Genomic DNA, 17,753 nt, shown 5'->3' with positions numbered 1-17,753 from the left:
GTGAAGGTATTAACAGTCTTTGGTACTCGACCTGAAGCAATTAAGATGGCGCCTTTGGTGCAAGCGTTACAGAACACCACGGAAATCGAGTCTCGACTCTGTGTTACCGCACAACATCGTGAAATGCTTGACCAAGTGCTACATGTCTTTCAGCTGGTTCCTGATTTCGATTTAAATATTATGCAGCCCGGTCAATCGCTCAGTGATATTACCAGTCGTATCTTGGTGGGGATGGCTGATATTTTCAACGATTACCAACCCGACTTGGTCCTGGTCCATGGTGATACCACCACGACCTTGGCTGTGAGCTTAGCCGCGTATTATCATCAGATAAAAGTTGGCCACATTGAAGCTGGCTTACGTACCGGTAACCTATTTTCCCCTTGGCCTGAAGAGGGAAACCGCAAAGTTGCCACGCACTTAGCTCACTGGCACTTTGCACCAACCGACCACGCAAAACGTAACCTGCTTGCGGAGAACATCCGCGAAAGCGCTATTACTGTTACCGGAAACACCGTTATCGATGCCTTGTTATGGGTACGCGATAAAATCGTCGACGATCAGGCGTTAGAGCAGCGTCTTGCCGCAGAATTCCCCTATTTAATGCATGGGCGCCGAATGATCCTCGTGACGGGACATCGTCGGGAGAGTTTTGGCGGTGGATTTGAGCGTATCTGTCAGGCACTGGTGGCATTGGCAAAACGTTATCCACACGTCGATATTGTTTACCCTGTGCACATGAACCCTAATGTCCGTGAGCCAGTGGAGCGCTTATTACAGGGCGTTGAAAATATTCATCTTATTCAGCCGAAAGAGTATTTACCTTTTGTATGGTTGATGAATCGTGCTTACTTAGTCCTTACCGATTCAGGTGGCATCCAAGAGGAGGCTCCTTCACTCGGTAAGCCAGTGTTGGTGATGCGCGAGACCACTGAGCGCCCCGAGGCCGTGGAAGCGGGAAGCGTACGCTTAGTCGGCACTGAGAGCGACACCATTGTTAAGGAGGCGGCGCGACTGCTGGATGATGAGCAAGCGTGGCAAGCAATGAGTCAGGTCAAAAATCCTTACGGCACCGGTCAAAGTTGTCAGAAAATTATCGAATTTATTAAACACTCATGGGTTGAGCATGCACAGTAAAACAGTCTCCATTTTTGGTCTTGGATATATAGGATTACCTACCGCCGCGATTTTGGCTGATGCGGGATGCCAAGTCATAGGTGTTGATGTCAATCCAGTGGCAGTCGAGACCATTAATCGGGGTGAAATCCATATTATTGAACCCGAATTGGCCAATGTGGTGGCGCGTAATGTCGCGGCAGGGCGATTAAGGGCGACGTTAACCCCAGAGCCGGCTGACGCCTTTCTCATTACGGTACCGACCCCATTTGAGGCGGATCATCAGCCAGACCTTAGCTATGTCAAGAGTGCCACGCTCGCTATCGCGTCACAGCTGAAAGCGGGAGACTTAGTTATTTTAGAATCCACTTCACCTGTCGGGGCAACCGAACAAGTGGCTGCTTGGATTGCTGAACTGAGACCAGAGCTGCAAGTTCCTGGACACAGCGACCAGCCTAATATTGCTATCGCATACTGCCCTGAGCGCGTGCTACCTGGCAAAGTGATGGCCGAATTAGTCAGCAATGACCGGGTAGTCGGTGGGATTACGCCTGACTGTTCGCTGCGAGCAAGTGAGCTTTATCAGCTATTCTTACAGGGCGAGTGCGTGACAACTAACGCGCGTACCGCAGAAATGTGTAAGCTCACCGAGAACAGCTTTCGTGATGTGAACATTGCGTTCGCCAATGAACTCTCTTTAATCTGTCATGCACTGGATATCGATGTGTGGGAGCTGATTCAGCTCGCCAACCACCATCCTCGCGTGAACATCTTACAACCTGGTCCAGGAGTGGGTGGGCACTGCATTGCGGTCGATCCGTGGTTTATCGTGTCGCAGACGCCGGAGCTTGCCCGTTTAATCCGTACGGCCCGTGAGGTGAACGACAGCAAACCCTTCTGGGTACTCGACCAAGTAAAACAAGCGGTCGCAGATTGCTTAATGGCGAACGGTAAGACCGCCTCGGCGATAAAAATTGCCTGCTTTGGTTTGGCCTTCAAACCGGATATTGATGATCTTCGAGAAAGCCCAGCAATGCAGGTGGCGAAGCTGATTAGTGAATGGCATCAAGGCGAGACGTTATTAGTCGAGCCGCATATTCGCCAGTTGCCTCAGACATTCACGGGTAAAGCCACTTTAGTCAGTGTGGATGAAGCCTTGCAATCGGCAGAGATTGTCGTGCTGCTAACCGACCATAAGGTGTTTAAAGCACTGGATAAGTCACAGTTAACCACCGACTTTGTGATCGACACTCGTGGCGCTTGGCGTAACTGATATGACGATTGACCTTTTAGCATGGGAAAGTGCTTTTTTCTCTCAGCGAGTGGGTAAGGTCGATCTCGCTGAGCTCGATCGCTTGAGCGTGGAGGAGTGTGATGACTGGGATATGGTTCAGGCCAAGGTATCCAGCACCGACTATCAATCTCTAGATACCTTGACTGACAAAGGCTTTGCGTTAGTGGAAGGGGAAGCTGAACTGGTTATCCCTATCACTGAGACAACGCGACAACCAGGGATACGTATTGCGCGTCCGGCCCATATCGATGCCTTACGTCATCTCGCAGGGAGCATATTTACCGGAAGCCGTTTTCGCGCGCCATGGTTTGATCACTCTCTTACTCAACAGTTTTATGCGCAGTGGATTGAAAACGCAGTTCAAGGTACCTTCGACGATCAATGTTTACTCACCCTCGATGAGCAGGGTGGCGTGTCGGGCTTTGTGAGCTTAAGACACTCCGCGGACATTGCTCGTATTGGTCTATTAGGGGTGGCGACCCCTCACCAAGGGGCAGGGCTCGGTCAGCAGCTATTGCTTGCCGCGACCGATTGGGCGCGGAGCAAAGGCCTGTCGGCACTGCATATCACGACCCAACTCAGTAATGTCTCCGCGATGCGTCTCTACTTGCGTCACGGCGCACGTTTAACGTCTACGAGTTATTGGCTCTATAGGAAAAGCGATGATTCCGTTTAATGCTCCTCCGGTAACGGGAAGTGAAGCCGATTACATGCACTCAGCCATGGCAAGCGGCAAACTATGTGGTGATGGGGGCTTTACCCGTCGCGTGCAGCAATGGTTTGAGCAACGTTGTCATGTGCCCAAGGTCTTACTCACCCCTTCCTGTACCGCTTCACTCGAAATGGCGGCCTTGCTGATCAATATTCAGCTGGGCGATGAAGTCATTATGCCAAGCTATACCTTTGTGTCGACGGCTAATGCCTTTGTGTTGCGTGGCGCGAAAATTATCTTCGTTGATATTCGTCCAGATACCATGAATATCGACGAAACATTAATCGAAGCGGCGATTACCGAGAAAACACGTGCCATCGTGCCGGTGCATTACGCCGGGGTTGCCTGTGATATGGATAAAATCATGGCGCTAGCGGAGAAATATAAGCTTTATGTGATTGAAGATGCCGCGCAAGGTGTCATGAGTCACTGGAAGGGACGCGCGCTGGGTTCGATTGGTCATATCGGCTGCTTTAGTTTCCATGAAACCAAAAACTATACGGCAGGCGGTGAAGGGGGGGCGACACTTATCAATGATCCTACCTTGATCGAGCGGGCGGAGATTATTCGCGAGAAAGGGACGAATCGCAGCCAATTTTTCCGTGGGCAAGTCGATAAGTATACTTGGCGTGATTTGGGATCCAGTTACCTGATGTCTGATCTTCAAGCCGCCTATCTCTGGGCGCAACTAGAAAATGCCGACCAGATTAATCAGCGACGCTTGGCGTTATGGCAAAATTATTATCAGGCATTACAGCCTTTTGCCGCTCAGGGGCGGATCACTCTACCGACGATCCCGACGGACTGTCAGCATAATGCGCATATGTTTTATCTTAAATTGCGTGATCAACAGGACCGCGACCAACTGATTTCCTGGTTAAAAGAAGCCGAGATCCTCAGCGTTTTCCACTACATCCCTCTGCATAGCTCACCCGCAGGTTTGCAGTTCGGTGAGTTCAATGGCGAGGATCGCTATACCACCGTTGAGAGCGAGCGTTTAGTTCGGTTGCCTATGTATTACAATTTGACTGATAACCAGCAAAAAATTGTTATAGGGTCGCTACTGAGTTTCTTCTCCTAATGTCATTTGCTCGAGCCTCTGTCTGGACCGCGAGTTCAACCCTCACCAAGATCCTGTGCGGCTTGGTGATTATTAAATTGCTGGCAGTCACTTACGGGCCCGAAGGTATCGGGCTGGCAAGTAATTATCGGCAATTAATTACTGTCCTCAGTGTGATGGCGGGGGCCGGTATCTTCAACGGTGTCACGCGGTACGTGGCGGAATACCAAGACGATTCCCACCAGTTGCGGCAGCTCTCTGCCACTGCCTCGACCCTAGTATTGGGTGCGGGGATGCTGATAGCCCTCATTTTTTTACTGTGTGCAGACCCTATCAGCCAAGGGCTTTTTGGCCACTCTGATTATGCCCCGGTGATTCGCTATCTCGCCTTCTTACAGTGTGGAATCGGTTGGGCAAATCTCTTACAGGCAAAACTGAAGGGCATTAAGGACGCGCGGAGTAACGCCCTGATTATCATAGCCGGATGTCTGCTCGCTGTGCCAGGTTACTTAGCGTGCTGGGCGATAGGGGGCTTTACAGGTGCTTTGGTGGGGTTGGCAGTGGTACCGGCGATCGCGCTATTGCCCGCGGCCTATTTCTATCAACGCTCGACATCGGAGCGATTGGGGCCGCTACGTTTCGGCTGGGATAGCGAAATGGCCCGTCGCTTACTCAAGTATACGTTAATGACCGGGATTACCGCGGTCACACTGCCCCTTGCTTGGGTCGTGATGCGTCATCAGCTAGCAGATTATAATGATTGGCAAGCGGTGGGTCTGTGGCAGGGCGTGGCCAGCGTTTCTGATGCTTACTTACAGTTTATTACGGCGACCTTTAGTGTGTGGTTACTGCCCGCATTGAGTCGGTTGCAGGAAAAGAAGGCGATTGCGGAAGAGATCCGACGGACACTGCTGCGCGTTATCCCCGCTGTGGCTGTCTTGAGTTTCGGCGTATGGTTATTGCGCGATCAGGTTATCGCGCTGCTTTTTTCTCACCAATTTACCGCAATGCGAGACCTCTTTGCTTGGCAACTTCCGGGTGATATCTGCAAAGTAGCTGCTTATGTGTTTGGTTATCTGGTGATTGCTCGCGGAAGTCTGCGTGCCTATGTCCTAACGGAAATCACACAATTTTGTTTACTGCTAGCCACCAGCCATTGGCTTATTGCTGAGCACGGTGTAGTAGGGGCAGTACAAGCGTATTGCATCACCTACGTCTGTTATTTACTGTTGGTTGTTGCAGCATTTTTTTATTGGTATCGAAAATAATGGCGATTATTCATGTACTGGGGGCCGATATCCCTCACCACAACAAGACGTTATTAGCCTTTTTTAATGAGGTATTGACCACAGAGGTTCCCAGCTCACAAGCGAGGAAGTTTATTGTGGTCACTCAGGATATGGCACTCGCTGAGCAGTTTCCGAACCTATCAATCGACTGTGTAGCGTCGAAGAAGCAATTAGCGCAAGTAGTTATCGAATTGGCCAAAAATCGACAAACTTTATTTTTCTGTCATGGTCAATTTAATCCTCTTTTATGGTTAGCCTTACTCAGTGGCCGGATAAGAAGGCACCAGTTACATTGGCATATCTGGGGGGCTGATTTATATGAGGCATCACGGTCGCTGAAATTTCGGCTTTTTTATACGCTAAGACGTCGCGCACAAAGACGCGTTGCGGCGGTCTATGCCACCTTGGGTGACCTCAGTGTTTATCAGCAAAAATACCCGAAGGTCCCCGGGCATAAGCTTTATTTCCCGACCAAAATGGCGACGACTCCGCAAACTACGGTAGGGGAGCCTGCAAACCAACCCTTGACTCTATTGGTGGGGAATTCAGGCGATCCCTCTAATCGACACTGTCAGGCGTTAACACACATCGCGCACCGCTTTGGCCAAGCGGTCAAGGTGATCGTGCCTATGGGCTATCCTGATAATAATCAAGAGTATATTGCCAAGGTCAGTGCACATGCCTCACAGCTCTTTAGCTCCGGACAGGTCGAGATAGTTACCGAAAAGCTCAACTTTGATACCTATTTGAAGGTGATTGATCGTTGTCATCTGGGCTACTTTATCTTTGCTCGGCAACAAGGTATTGGCACGCTCAGTATACTGATTGATAAAAATATTCCGTTTGTGATTAGCCGAAAAAATCCGTTTTGGCGCGATCTGGCCGAACAACACTTGCCTGTCTTATTTGATGAAGACGAACTGGATAGAGAGATTATTCAGCGCGCTCGCCAGCAATTAGTCCACCACGATAAAGCGACTATTGAGTTTTTCTCACCCGGCTATCTGCAAGGCTGGCGTGATATGTTACAGCGATTGGAAGGGATGGAGTGATCATGACGGGTGGGCAGTTTACAGGCTTGGCCTTGGTATATGTGCTTTCGCTTTGCTTTATCTTAACGGTAATGGTGAAAGAGTTCCGTCGTGAGCGCTTTACTTTTCATCTGTTCTTTTCCTTACTCTTTGTACTGACGTTCTATTTTGGTTTTCCGTTAACCTCGATATTAGTCTTTGGTTTCCAAGAACCGGTGGTTGATCCTCTCTATCTGTTACAAGCCTTATTATCGGCTACAGGATTTTATGCCATCTATTATGTGACGTATAAGGTTCGATTAACCCGTAAACCCGTGGCACCGGTGAGCGGCTTTTTTACCATGACTCGCTTAGAGACTCATCTCTTTTTAGGATTGTTAGTCCTGGTTGCGCTGGTGAGCCTAGGGATCTTCTTTGCGCGCAATGGGCTATTACTCTTTCGACTGACCTCCTATAGCCAAATTTTTTCCAGTCAGGTTTCCGGTGTTGCTTTAAAACGTTTCTTTTACTTTTTTATCCCTGGCATGTTGGTGGTGTATTTCCTTAAACCCACGTTACGGCAGTGGTGCCTATTTCTTGTGGTGACGGTGACTTTTGGCCTGATTACTTACATGGTCGTGGGGGGAACACGCGCCAATATCATCATCGCGTTTGCGCTATTTTTATTTATTGGTATTAGTCGTGGCTGGATTACGTTATCGATGTTACTTGGCGCTGGTGCGATGTCGATCGTGGGAATGTTTTGGTTAGCGTTGCGGCGCTATAATCTGAATGTGACGGGTCCAGAGGCTTGGTATACCTTTCTCTATCTGACTCGCGATACGTTTTCGCCTTGGGAAAATCTGGGTTTGATTTTCAGCCATTATTCGCAGCTCGACTTCCAAGGTCCCGCCCCGATGTGGCGAGACTTTTATGTCTTCATTCCAAGTTGGTTATGGCCAGAACGTCCTTCTACCATCTTGAATAGCGCAAATTATTTTACTTGGCAGATTTTGGATAACCATTCAGGGTTAGCGATATCTCCGACGCTAATCGGTTCGCTGCTCGTCATGGGTGGGGTAGGGGCTTTGGTGCCTGGCGCCTTGTTAGTCGGCCTGATCATTAAAGGATTCGATAGCCTCTATTATCGCGCTCGCCAAGAGCCAAACCGTTATACCGCAGCCTTAATCAATAGTTTTTGTTTCGGGGCAGTGTTTAACATGATTGTCTTAGCGCGTGAAGGACTCGACGCTTTCGGCTCGCGAGTGGTTTTTTTCGCGATTATTTTTCTGCTGTGTCTGCTGGTGACTAAACTCTTATTTTGGTTCTTACAACGCGCAGGGCTCGTCAAACCACGGGTAGGGGCAACATCAGTGCCTTCCGTCACTCCCTTCTACTCAAAACAAAAGGATATCTGTGAGTAACCGTTCGATAACGCTGCCAAGTTTTACTATTCGCCAGATTCCGGTATATGGCTTTCCTTCAATGCAAGCGTTTACCGATTTCCTGCTGCCTGATGCGCTGCAGGTACACACTGGGCGTCTGATTGCGTTGAACGCTGAAAAGATTTTAACGGCAGAACATAATGCGCTATTGCACCAAATCCTGACCAGCGGCGGAATTAACTATCCTGATGGCATTAGTATCGTCCGTTCGATCCGTAAAAAGTATCCCGACAGCCAAGTCACGCGCATTGCGGGGGCGGATTTATGGCAGTCATTAATGCAACGTGCTGGCGCATTATCTGTTCCCGTTTATTTGGTTGGAAGTCAGCCCGATGTATTGGCACAGACCACCCATAAACTTAAGCAACAATGGCAGGTGCCGGTTGTGGGCCAACAAGATGGTTACTTTACGGAAGCTGAGGTCGAGTCGCTGATCCAACGGATTAAAGCGAGCCAGGCGAAGGTGGTTACTGTGGCAATGGGATCGCCACGACAGGAGCTTTTTATTCAGCGATGTTATGAGCAATACCCCGATGCGCTATATATGGGGGTAGGCGGCACGTACGACGTCTTTATTGGTAAAGTGAAGCGTGCACCATTACTGTGGCAGAAACTTGGGCTTGAGTGGCTGTATCGACTGATTAAGCAACCTTCTCGATTAAAGCGCCAACTAAAGTTACTCAAGTATCAAGGTTACCACTGGCGCGGTGAGCTATAAGGCCCCTAAAGAGGCTAAATCGCCGAAACTTCACGCAAAGTGAACAAAGCGTAATCAAACGATAATTTAATTAAAAAAACCACTAGACAGCTAGGCAACACTACCGTAATATCCGCATCCGCAACGGCGCTAAGCGCCCGTAGCTCAGCTGGATAGAGCGCTGCCCTCCGGAGGCAGAGGTCTCAGGTTCGAATCCTGTCGGGCGCACCAGTTTTTTAGGTGTCGAGCTGCGGTGGTGTTTTACCGCGTTAGGCTGATGTGTTAACATCAGTGGTAGTAAGAAGTTAGGGGTGGTGGCTATAGCTCAGTTGGTAGAGCCCTGGATTGTGATTCCAGTTGTCGTGGGTTCGAGTCCCATTAGCCACCCCAATTTTTATCTGATGAGCGACGGTGGCGGAATTGGTAGACGCGCTAGCTTCAGGTGTTAGTGTCCTAACGGACGTGGGGGTTCAAGTCCCCCCCCTCGCACCAGATAAAAAAGTAAAGTAGTACCGCAGTATTTCGGCGAGTAGCGCAGCTTGGTAGCGCAACTGGTTTGGGACCAGTGGGTCGGAGGTTCGAATCCTCTCTCGCCGACCAAATTTAAAGAAACCCCGCTTCGGCGGGGTTTTTTGTTTTTGTCGTCTTTACGCCGTTGGCAGTGTGATGTCACCGCTTATTACCGTGGTTGACTGTCCGCCGACAAAGATCTTGCCGTCTATTCTTTTTATCGTGACTTCCCCTTCAGCACCCACACACATTCCCTGTTGAGCACGGTAATGCTCGGGTAACTCACCTGTTTCAATCAGCCATTGCGCCAACACAGCTTGTAAGCTTCCTGTCACCGGGTCTTCAGTGGCTTCTAAGCCCATCAGGGCACGGACCACCAAACCCTCTCCCTCCGGATTAAGGCTACAGAGTCCTAACTTAAGATCGCCCATCGCGGAATAATCTGGCGTGATACGGAGTAACGTTTCCACTGAATCTACTCGAACGCAGTGCCATACCGGACCATTACTCAACACTTGGGTAGCGGTGATTGTTTCGGCAAGCAGCCCTGTGGAGGCGATAAGCTGCTGTTGTTCTTGTGCGGAGAAAGGGCGTTGTACCACTAAGGGGGGCGCTTCAAAAAATAAGAGATTGTTCTCTTGGCGGATCTCAACAATTCCAATCGCAGATTGCTGATGGACTACGGCCTGCTTACGCCCATCTAACCAACTGTGGCAGGATCCTAATGTGGGATGTCCAGCAAAAGGAAGTTCTTCGACGGGCGTGAAAATACGCACCTTATAGTCTGCAGCAGCCTCTGTTGCTGGCGTAATAAAGACGGTCTCACTGAGCTGGGTCCAGCGTGCTAACGCCTGCATAGTCTCTGTGGAGTAGTCACCTTCTTGGCAATGGACAACGGCCAAAGGATTACCTTTCAAGGAATGGGTAGCAAAGACATTGATCTGTTCAAAACGCGATTTCATAACGTTAACGCCTAAGGGGTGGGGATCCCTGATAACATCATGGTTTGGCGTTCTTAGCAATAAGTATTAGGAGAGGGCGGCTGCGAACAGCCGCCTAAAGGTAGGAGAGATTACTGGTCAGGATATTTTGTTAGCGTGAGATGGAGTCCTTCACGGCGCATTTTCGCCGCTTCTTCTGGACGACGCATTTTATCGTAAACGTCCGCTAACCAAGCGTAATCAAAACTGTCTGGGCGTTGTGCTAGGGCTGCCTTAAACGCGTCTGCAGCCTGCTGCCATTCGCCCCGACGCATCAGCAATTGCCCCAAGGTACTTTCTAAAAGCGGCGTTGATCCATGCTGTTTGATCAGCTGACGGACTAACTTCTCGGAATCATCACTGTTTGCCGTCTTAATCTTTGGAATAGAGAGCACTAAACTTTCGTTGTAGTGGCGTTTAAGCCCCTCCATCGCGATGACCTGTGCCATCTCATGATCGTCACACTCGATCAAGTGTGTCACCATTGCGGCCTGTAAACGTGAGTCTTGGCGTGTTTTACGGGCTTGATGGCCCCACCATTGTTTTAAGCTCTCGCTACCGCCAGATGCCATAGCTTGTTCCATTTGGCCTAACCACGCTTTCTGCGTGAGCGTTTCTGCTTCCTCTTTGCTGACGACTTGGTCTTTCTCAAGCGAAGGCAAGATATCCAGTAACGCCGACCAGGCACCCGTGCGGAGATACGCCGTTTGTGCCAAACGCAGCACTTCTGGGTGACGCGGAGCAACATCCAGTAAACGGTCGATCGTGTGGCGGGCAGCATGATTCTCTTCACGGGCTAAGAGGATCCGTGCACGTGCAATTTCCACAGGGATTTGGTTGTCTGTACTCAGCTCTGATGCGCGCTCAAGGTGTTGATTTGCGCGGATTTCATCACCCCGTTGTTGGGCCGCTTCTGCCGCGAGTAAGTAGTTCGCGACAGGCGTATCAGCATGGTCAGCATTCTTGGTCATCAGCTTTTCAACTTGCTGATAGTCGCCCTCTGCTAACTTAATCAATGCTGTATTGGTATGTTTCTGCGCTAAGCGGTGTTTTCGGCCAGCAAACCAGCGACGAGCGCGTGAGCCGGTTCTAAACAGACGACGTATTACCCACTCGATGAGGAGAATAACGATCAGGGCGACCAGCAGGATGATCACCAACCCTGTCACGGAGGTTTCGATATTCCATTGAGAGGTTTGGATCAGTACGTAGCCTTGCTTACCTGCGAAAACCGGGCCTAGAACGATTCCGGCAATCAGTAAAATAAAGAGTGCTAAGACTTTAATCACCTTAACCTCCTTGTTGCGGTGCAGTAGCCGGCGTTGGCGCAGGCTGTGGATCGTTATTGCTTGGGCTACTCATTAAGCCACGGACGCGATTCTGCATTAATTTATCGATCAACCCTTGGCTAGAGAGCGACTCAGGAAGATCCATCGCAATAGGGGTTTGTGACAGTTGATCTATCTGCGCTAAGAAAGCTTTAGTCGTTGGGTCATCCGTGTTGTACCAAGCCCGTACCCAAGTCGATACCGCTTCGAGGGATTGTTTATAGATATCTTCTTGATGGCGAGGGATAGCTTGCGAGGCAATAAGCAGGCGCGAGCGGATATTTTCGCGTAAATAGATATCTTGATTAGGGGCCAATAATGGCTGTGCGCTGTTATCCCGACGACGAACCGTTATAAAGTTATCCATAAAGTCGTGCCAGCTCGCCACTAAGTTATGGCGCCACTCGGATAAGGAGCCTGAAATATCGTTGCTATCTTTATCCATTGGCGAGTCGTTGTCGCTATCGTCGGCTAACCGCAGATTATCAACATTATTCGCCAGTTGGCTCACTTGTAAGATAATGCCGTCATAATCAACTTGATTGATATTGGCTAGGGTAGAGATATCTTGGTTTAACGCACGGCGTACATTGATGATACTGGGGTCATCCATCTGCGCCAGACTACGGTCAGCACTTTTCAGTAAGGCCAGTGCTGTGGTGACGTCTTGATCGCTCCATAACTTTCTTCCCGCCAGCTTCACCAGGTAATCGGCTTGGGAGACTAACCAGACACTGGCATCATTCCCGGTCAGGGAATTTACTTTATCGCGCAGGCCCTGTAGATCTTTTTCAGTCTCTTGCAGCTGGGACTGTGAATCTTTTAACGCTTGTTCGGTAGTAGACAGCTGTTGAACCAGCTGCTGCTGATCCTTGCCGTTTTGTTGCTGAGCTTGCGCAAGTTGGTCGCGTAACGCTTGATTTGAACTCAATTGTGCGTGATGAGTATGCGTGATATACCAGGCGCTACCTAGGCCTGACGCTAACGCAATAACGATTGCGAGGCTCGCCAGTGCTTTACCATTGCCAGCCGTGCGAATCGGCTTCGGAGAAGGTGTTGCAGTGTTATCTTCTTTCACTTCTTCCGGCATGGCGGAGGGGGCTTTGTGTTCCGTCATAGAGGCTTATCCCATAAGTTTAATTTCAGCGTAATGCGCGCAATAACGCATCGTTATCCGCACCATCAGCAACAATAATATCTCGCCAACCAAAGTCGGTGGCAAGCGTTGCCAAGCGTTTACTGACGACAACTAGCCGACAGTGGAGTAACCATTCGTTCCGATCGAGAGCGGGAATCAATTCATAGAGTAGGTTTAACATCTCACCACTTGTCACAATTATGGTTGAGATCCCCTTTTGTCGCCAGCGAAAAGCCTGCTCTGCGCCATGATAATTTATAGCGACTCGTTGATAACATTCGAAATAGGTCACCTTAGCACCGCGAGATTGCAAGGTTTCTCCGAGGTGTTCTCGGCCAGTATTTCCCCGCAATATGACACAGTTTTTACCGGCGATATTCTCTAATAAGGGCAGGTCCAACAACGCTTCACTAATTGAATTTTCTGGAAATTCAACCCGTTGCTGACAATAGCGGTGTAACGCTAAGGCACTGTTTTTACCGATAGCGAAATAGTGTACCTCGGTGGGCCAAGAGGTATCCGCTGCCTGCAAAAAAGGGCCGACATAGGTGAGGGCCCGTGCCGATACCGCGATGATCCGATCATCGGGGGTGAGTGTGGCGAGAGATGAGCAGAACTCTGATAACTGGCGGCCTGGGAGAAACTCGATAAGGGGCAGGTGCCACGCCTGACGTCCAGTCAAGCGTAACCGTTCAACGAGCTGTTGTCCTTCAGGGGCAGGCCGAGTGACCAGAATACTCATCGTATTACTGTCCTTGGTAAACTTTACGAAGGATATCGCCAGCCCCGCGCGCCAATAGCTCATCGGCCAGTGAGATACCTAGCGCTTCAGCCTCTTCAGCCGTACCGTGACGTTCACCGGCGATGATGACGTCACCCTCGGGAGTGCCGACTAGCCCTCTAAGCCATAACTTACCGTCTTCAAGCAGTGCATAGCTTGCAATCGGAACCTGACATCCGCCTTCTAGGCGAGTATTCATTGCGCGTTCTGCCATAACACGCACTGCCGTCGCCGGGTCGTTAAGCGGCGCGAGTAATTGATGTAACGCCGTATCATCATTGCGGCACTCAATGCCTACCGCACCTTGGCCGACCGCCGGAAGAGAAACTTCTGGAGGCAGTGAGTAACGGATCCGGGAAGTTAATCCTAAACGGATAAGACCGGCTGAGGCGAGGATGATCGCATCGTATTCCCCTGCATCCAGCTTAGATAGGCGAGTTCCCACGTTACCACGCAATGAACGAATCACCAGATCGGGGCGCAGTGCGCTTATCTGGCATTGACGTCGTAGGCTGGAGGTGCCAACGATAGCGCCTTGTGGCAGTGCATCAATGCAGTCGTAGTGATTCGAGACAAAGGCATCCAAAGGATTTTCACGTGGGCAGATGGCCACAAGCCCCAACTTTTCAGGAAATGCGACGGGAACATCTTTCATCGAGTGGACCGCCAAGTCAGCACGACCTTCCAACATCGCCGATTCGAGTTCTTTGACAAACAATCCTTTCCCGCCCACTTTTGATAGCGGGCTATCCAGCAATATGTCGCCTTTTGTCACCATGGTGACCAACTCAACACGTAAACCTGGATGATGAGCGATTAATTGTTGCTGCACATATTCCGCCTGCCATAGGGCGAGCGGGCTTTTACGGGTGGCAATTCGGATTGTTTTGTCAGTCATACTCGTAACCATGCTTTTACATTTATCTATTATCCTAACATTTAAACTTAGGATGTGGCACTTTCCACCAACGAAAACCCCTGTCGATTATTTTTTAATCACAACACATAGATTGTTCAATGTTGACCACGCAGACATGCTAGGGTGAAGGCACTAACACGCTTTACCGGATGGGGTGGCAGTGTTAGATTGACCGACCGCGGTAGAGAATGCAGCACCGCCGCGTGGAACCTTTATCAACTTCTTGTCATGAGTTCGGGTGTGATGCCTTGTACCTTTATATAGAGACACTGAAACAACGATTGGATGCGATTAATCAGTTACGCACTGATCGTGCCACCGCGGCGATGGGCGCGGCGTTTCGTCACATCTATAGTTTGCTGCCTGTGCTCTTGCATTACCATCACCCTGATATGCCGGGTTACCTTTCTCATAACACCCCGCATGGTATTAGTTTCTTCACGCCGGATGAGACCCAACAGTCGCTGCTCGCAACACTTTTTCCTGAGAGTACCTATACACTAACGCCCCCGCCGGAGAATGCCCCCATTCTGGGACTTTATTCCATGGGCAGTACCTCTTCAATCGGTCAGAGCAGTGACTCTGATCTCGATATCTGGGTCTGTCACCAATCCTGGTTGGATAGTGCGGAACGCCAGGCACTACAGAATAAATGCCATCAACTCCAGCTATGGTGTAAAAAGCAGGGCGTTGAGATCAGCTTCTTTCTCATTCACGAAAACCGTTTTCGGATGAACGAGAGCGGTGCGCTGGGCAAAGAGGATTGTGGCAGTACTCAACATATCCTGCTGCTGGATGAGTTTTATCGCAGTGCGGTTCGCTTGGCGGGTAAGCGCATTCTTTGGAATTTGGTCCCCAGTGAGCATGAGGCACATTACGATGAGTACGTAATGGAGCTTTACGCCAAAGGGGCACTGGTACCAAACGAATGGATCGACCTTGGCGGTTTAGGGACCCTGTCTGCGGAAGAGTATTTTGGGGCCAGCTTGTGGCAGCTGTATAAAAGCATCGACTCCCCCTATAAGGCCGTGTTGAAAACCGTCTTATTGGAAGCTTATAGCTGGGAGTACCCAAATACACGCCTGTTAGCGACAGAAATTAAGCAGTGTTTACACGATGGGGAGATTATTCATTTTGGTCTCGACCCTTATTGTATGATGCTGGAACGCGTGACTGCCTATTTAGAAGCCATCAATGATACCGCTCGGCTGGATTTAGTCCGTCGCTGTTTTTATTTGAAAGTCTCTGAAAAGTTGACGTCAGGGAGCCACGATGAGCTTTCTCCTTGGCGACGGGAAATTTTGGCACAGTTTGTGACGCGCTGGGGATGGGGGAGCGATCTCCTCACCCAACTTGATGGACGGGCGCACTGGAAAATTGAACAAGTTCGTGTCGCCCATAACGAGTTACTTGATGCGATGATGCAAAGCTATCGAAACCTGATTCGTTTTGCTCGCCGTAACAATCTTAGCGTGAGTGCTAGCCCTCAAGATATTGGCGTCCTTACACGTAAGCTTTATGCGGCATTTGAGGCCTTACCCGGTAAGGTGGCGCTGCTTAACCCGCAAATCTCTCCCGACCTTTCAGAAGACCATCTCACGTTTATTTATGTGGCCGAAGGGCGCGCTAACCGCCGTGGATGGTATCTGTATAATCAGGCTCCTGAGATGAATGCGATCATTAGCCATCAACCGCTCGAATATAACCGCTATTTAAATAAGCTGGTGGCATGGGCGTGGTTTAATGGCTTACTGACGGAAAAGACGCATCTCCATATCAAAGGGACAAGTCTGTGCGATCTGTCTCGTCTACAAGAACTGGTTCACGATATCGCAACGCATTTTCCGATACGTCTCCCCGCTCCAACGCCCAAAGCGCTTTACAGTCCTTGTGAAATACGGCATCTGGCATTGATGGTGAACGTAGAGTCTGATCCGACTCAGGCATTGCGTGATCAAGTGGTGTTGTTTGATTTTCGTAAAATGGACGTTTTCAGCTTCGGTCAGCAGCAGCAGTGCCTGATTGGCAGTGTCGATCTTCTCTACCGTAACTCGTGGAATGAGGTAAGGACGCTGCATTTTGAAGGTGAATCGGCGATGATTGAAGCGTTGAAGACTATCTTAGGCAAAATGCATCAGGAAGCCCTGCCTCCGGAGGCGGTCGAAGTATTCTGTTACAGCCCGCATTTACGTGCGCTTATTCGGACTCGAGTGTTGCAGCTGGTCTCAGAGTGCATCGATTTACGCCTTTCCAGTAATCGGCAAGAAACCGGGCGTTTTAAAGCATTGAAATTGGCGAGTGATACTTGGGGACTCTTCTTTGAGCGGATGGGGGTCTCCGTGCAGAAACTCAAAAACGCGGTCGAGTTTTATGGGGCGATTTCAAATAATAAATTACAAGGCTTGTCGATCCAGATGGACTCGAAACAGGCGAGTCTTCCCACGGTAGTCAAAAATTATGCCAGTGAAGGCATTATCCAGTTTTTCTTCGAAGACCATGCCCCTGCGCAAAGCTTTAGTATCTATGTCCTTGATGAACAGAATCACGCCGAGGTTTATCAGCACTGTGAAGGAAGCAAAGAAGAACTGATGCGTGACGTGTGCCGATTTTACTCGTCGTCTCACGATCGGTTAACCTTCGGGACGTCATCGATTAATTTCAATTTACCGCAATTTTATCAGGTCGTGGAACAACAAGGACGCTCAACGATCATTAACTTCCACTCGCCAAGCCAAGATGAAGTTACGGAGAGAGTGTCCCCGCAACTCGGCCAAAATATCCTTCCGCGGTCGCCTTATCGTCCTTAGAGTTAGAACGAAACAGACTCACCCGCTTGTACCGTACAGGCTTCGGCAAGTAACGCCCAAAATTCGTTGCCAGTGCGATCACACACCCATTTCCCATCATTGAAAGAAAAATGATAGCCGCCTGCTTTAGTCGCTAACCAGACTTGATGTAATGGCTCTTGGCGATTGATGATAATTTTAGTGCCATTCTCGAAGCTCAGGGTCATCACATTGCCATGGGTTTCGTAATCAATATCGGTATCCCCATCGTGCTCGTCTAAGCGTTCTTCGATAGTTAATAACAGTTGGTCTGCTTGTTGATGAAATTCGCTGTCGTTCATGCTCGCTCCTCTTTTTGACTAGTATAACGATTGCTTAACAATGGGTCATCTGAGTTTTAGCGCGTAGAGGGGTTCATCCGTCAATTCCACGATTTTCTGTTGCTTTTCCCGTTTCAACTGCGATGATACGTAGAATAGAAAGTTAAGTGAGTAAATAACAATGAAGAATGCTGTGGCTAAATATACTCTGTTTATTGCCGTTATTGCGTTAACAGGCTGTGGATTAAAAGGCCCTCTCTATTTCCCTAAAGATAGTTCGGGTAAGCAACAGGGCCAAAATACCGGTTACGACCAAGGTGTTTTCAAAAAATCGAATAAAAAATCCGACAACTTATAGTTAGCCAACT

General features: G+C 49.5%; 15 protein-coding genes, 4 tRNA genes and 1 pseudogene. 14 read left to right on the top strand and 6 right to left on the bottom strand.

Annotated elements, in window-relative coordinates; all coding sequences use genetic code 11:
• The 12 genes from wecB to HGT71_RS11615 all read left to right on the top strand — a co-directional run bounded on the left by wecB (position 1) and on the right by HGT71_RS11615 (position 9,223).
• The gene (gene wecB, locus HGT71_RS11670) at positions 1–1,137 is read left to right on the top strand and encodes a non-hydrolyzing UDP-N-acetylglucosamine 2-epimerase (protein WP_099823048.1); all 1,137 of its coding nucleotides are present in this window, start codon (positions 1–3) and stop codon (positions 1,135–1,137) included.
• Positions 1,127–2,389 carry a UDP-N-acetyl-D-mannosamine dehydrogenase gene (wecC, locus tag HGT71_RS11665; protein WP_099823049.1) on the top strand — a complete coding sequence of 421 codons (1,263 nt, stop codon included), beginning with the start codon at positions 1,127–1,129 and terminating at the stop codon, positions 2,387–2,389. Before wecB ends, wecC begins: the two co-directional genes overlap by 11 nt.
• Before the next feature lies 1 nt (position 2,390).
• The gene (rffC, locus tag HGT71_RS11660; protein ID WP_214217963.1) at positions 2,391–3,086 is read left to right on the top strand and encodes a dTDP-4-amino-4,6-dideoxy-D-galactose acyltransferase; all 696 of its coding nucleotides are present in this window, start codon (positions 2,391–2,393) and stop codon (positions 3,084–3,086) included.
• On the top strand, positions 3,073–4,203 hold the full coding sequence (gene rffA, locus HGT71_RS11655) for a dTDP-4-amino-4,6-dideoxygalactose transaminase (protein WP_214217961.1): 1,131 nt from the start codon (positions 3,073–3,075) through the stop codon (positions 4,201–4,203). The genes rffC and rffA overlap by 14 nt, the downstream gene beginning before the upstream one ends.
• Entirely contained in the window at positions 4,203–5,450 is a 1,248-nt protein-coding gene (wzxE, locus tag HGT71_RS11650) for a lipid III flippase WzxE (protein WP_214217959.1), read from the top strand. Before rffA ends, wzxE begins: the two co-directional genes overlap by 1 nt.
• Positions 5,450–6,523 (top strand): TDP-N-acetylfucosamine:lipid II N-acetylfucosaminyltransferase, encoded by a 1,074-nt coding sequence (wecF, locus tag HGT71_RS11645; protein WP_214217957.1) that lies wholly within the window; start codon positions 5,450–5,452, stop codon positions 6,521–6,523. The genes wzxE and wecF overlap by 1 nt, the downstream gene beginning before the upstream one ends.
• Positions 6,524–6,525: 2 nt before the next feature.
• The gene (gene wzyE / locus HGT71_RS11640; RefSeq protein WP_214217955.1) at positions 6,526–7,905 is read left to right on the top strand and encodes an ECA oligosaccharide polymerase; all 1,380 of its coding nucleotides are present in this window, start codon (positions 6,526–6,528) and stop codon (positions 7,903–7,905) included.
• On the top strand, positions 7,898–8,644 hold the full coding sequence (gene wecG / locus HGT71_RS11635; RefSeq protein ID WP_214217953.1) for a lipopolysaccharide N-acetylmannosaminouronosyltransferase: 747 nt from the start codon (positions 7,898–7,900) through the stop codon (positions 8,642–8,644). Before wzyE ends, wecG begins: the two co-directional genes overlap by 8 nt.
• Positions 8,645–8,777: 133 nt before the next feature.
• Positions 8,778–8,854: transfer RNA gene (locus HGT71_RS11630), tRNA-Arg, on the top strand.
• Between the two features lie 83 nt (positions 8,855–8,937).
• Positions 8,938–9,013: transfer RNA gene (locus HGT71_RS11625), tRNA-His, on the top strand.
• Between the two features lie 15 nt (positions 9,014–9,028).
• A tRNA-Leu gene (locus HGT71_RS11620) sits at positions 9,029–9,115 on the top strand.
• Positions 9,116–9,146: 31 nt separating this feature from the next.
• A tRNA-Pro gene (locus HGT71_RS11615) sits at positions 9,147–9,223 on the top strand.
• Between the two features lie 47 nt (positions 9,224–9,270).
• On the opposite strand, the gene HGT71_RS11610 is transcribed toward HGT71_RS11615, so the two are convergent.
• The 5 genes from HGT71_RS11610 to hemC form a co-directional block, all read right to left on the bottom strand.
• The gene (locus HGT71_RS11610; RefSeq protein ID WP_214217948.1) at positions 9,271–10,095 is read right to left on the bottom strand and encodes a PhzF family phenazine biosynthesis protein; all 825 of its coding nucleotides are present in this window, start codon (positions 10,093–10,095) and stop codon (positions 9,271–9,273) included.
• Between the two features lie 110 nt (positions 10,096–10,205).
• Positions 10,206–11,402, bottom strand: coding sequence for a protoheme IX biogenesis protein HemY (gene hemY, locus HGT71_RS11605; protein WP_214217946.1), 1,197 nt, complete (start codon positions 11,400–11,402; stop codon positions 10,206–10,208).
• A gap of 1 nt (position 11,403) precedes the next feature.
• The gene (gene hemX / locus HGT71_RS11600; protein WP_214217944.1) at positions 11,404–12,558 is read right to left on the bottom strand and encodes a uroporphyrinogen-III C-methyltransferase; all 1,155 of its coding nucleotides are present in this window, start codon (positions 12,556–12,558) and stop codon (positions 11,404–11,406) included.
• Positions 12,559–12,583: 25 nt separating this feature from the next.
• Positions 12,584–13,321, bottom strand: coding sequence for a uroporphyrinogen-III synthase (gene hemD, locus HGT71_RS11595; RefSeq protein WP_214217942.1), 738 nt, complete (start codon positions 13,319–13,321; stop codon positions 12,584–12,586).
• Positions 13,322–13,325: 4 nt separating this feature from the next.
• Positions 13,326–14,258 carry a hydroxymethylbilane synthase gene (gene hemC, locus HGT71_RS11590; protein ID WP_214217940.1) on the bottom strand — a complete coding sequence of 311 codons (933 nt, stop codon included), beginning with the start codon at positions 14,256–14,258 and terminating at the stop codon, positions 13,326–13,328.
• Positions 14,259–14,527: 269 nt separating this feature from the next.
• On the opposite strand from hemC, the pseudogene HGT71_RS11585 reads away from it, so the two are divergent.
• Positions 14,528–17,005 (top strand): annotated as a pseudogene (locus tag HGT71_RS11585) (class I adenylate cyclase); the annotation flags it as partial.
• Positions 17,006–17,088: 83 nt separating this feature from the next.
• Here the strand turns inward: HGT71_RS11585 and cyaY are convergent.
• Positions 17,089–17,406, bottom strand: a complete 318-nt coding sequence (gene cyaY / locus HGT71_RS11580; RefSeq protein ID WP_099823061.1) for an iron donor protein CyaY — start codon at positions 17,404–17,406, stop codon at positions 17,089–17,091.
• 172 nt (positions 17,407–17,578) lie between these two features.
• Here cyaY and lptM point away from each other — a divergent pair, with 172 nt between their 5' ends.
• Positions 17,579–17,743 (top strand): LPS translocon maturation chaperone LptM, encoded by a 165-nt coding sequence (gene lptM, locus HGT71_RS11575; RefSeq protein WP_168174345.1) that lies wholly within the window; start codon positions 17,579–17,581, stop codon positions 17,741–17,743.
• The last annotated feature ends 10 nt before the right edge of the window (positions 17,744–17,753 follow it).

The sequence above is a fragment of the Rosenbergiella epipactidis genome, assembly GCF_018494055.1.
GTDB lineage: Bacteria > Pseudomonadota > Gammaproteobacteria > Enterobacterales > Enterobacteriaceae > Rosenbergiella > Rosenbergiella epipactidis.
Note: the sequence above shows the minus strand (reverse complement) of the source record. Positions and strands in the feature narration are given on the sequence as shown.

Bases quoted from the DNA above. Each gene is read 5' to 3' on its own strand.
- hemC (WP_214217940.1), bottom strand. From the start codon at position 14,258: ATGACTGACAAAACAATCCGAATTGCCACCCGTAAAAGCCCGCTCGCC.
- rffA (WP_214217961.1), top strand. From the start codon at position 3,073: ATGATTCCGTTTAATGCTCCTCCGGTAACGGGAAGTGAAGCCGATTAC.
- wecC (WP_099823049.1), top strand. From the start codon at position 1,127: ATGCACAGTAAAACAGTCTCCATTTTTGGTCTTGGATATATAGGATTA.
- HGT71_RS11610 (WP_214217948.1), bottom strand. From the start codon at position 10,095: ATGAAATCGCGTTTTGAACAGATCAATGTCTTTGCTACCCATTCCTTG.
- wzxE (WP_214217959.1), top strand. From the start codon at position 4,203: ATGTCATTTGCTCGAGCCTCTGTCTGGACCGCGAGTTCAACCCTCACC.
- wecF (WP_214217957.1), top strand. From the start codon at position 5,450: ATGGCGATTATTCATGTACTGGGGGCCGATATCCCTCACCACAACAAG.
- wzyE (WP_214217955.1), top strand. From the start codon at position 6,526: ATGACGGGTGGGCAGTTTACAGGCTTGGCCTTGGTATATGTGCTTTCG.
- hemD (WP_214217942.1), bottom strand. From the start codon at position 13,321: ATGAGTATTCTGGTCACTCGGCCTGCCCCTGAAGGACAACAGCTCGTT.
- hemX (WP_214217944.1), bottom strand. From the start codon at position 12,558: ATGACGGAACACAAAGCCCCCTCCGCCATGCCGGAAGAAGTGAAAGAA.
- cyaY (WP_099823061.1), bottom strand. From the start codon at position 17,406: ATGAACGACAGCGAATTTCATCAACAAGCAGACCAACTGTTATTAACT.
- rffC (WP_214217963.1), top strand. From the start codon at position 2,391: ATGACGATTGACCTTTTAGCATGGGAAAGTGCTTTTTTCTCTCAGCGA.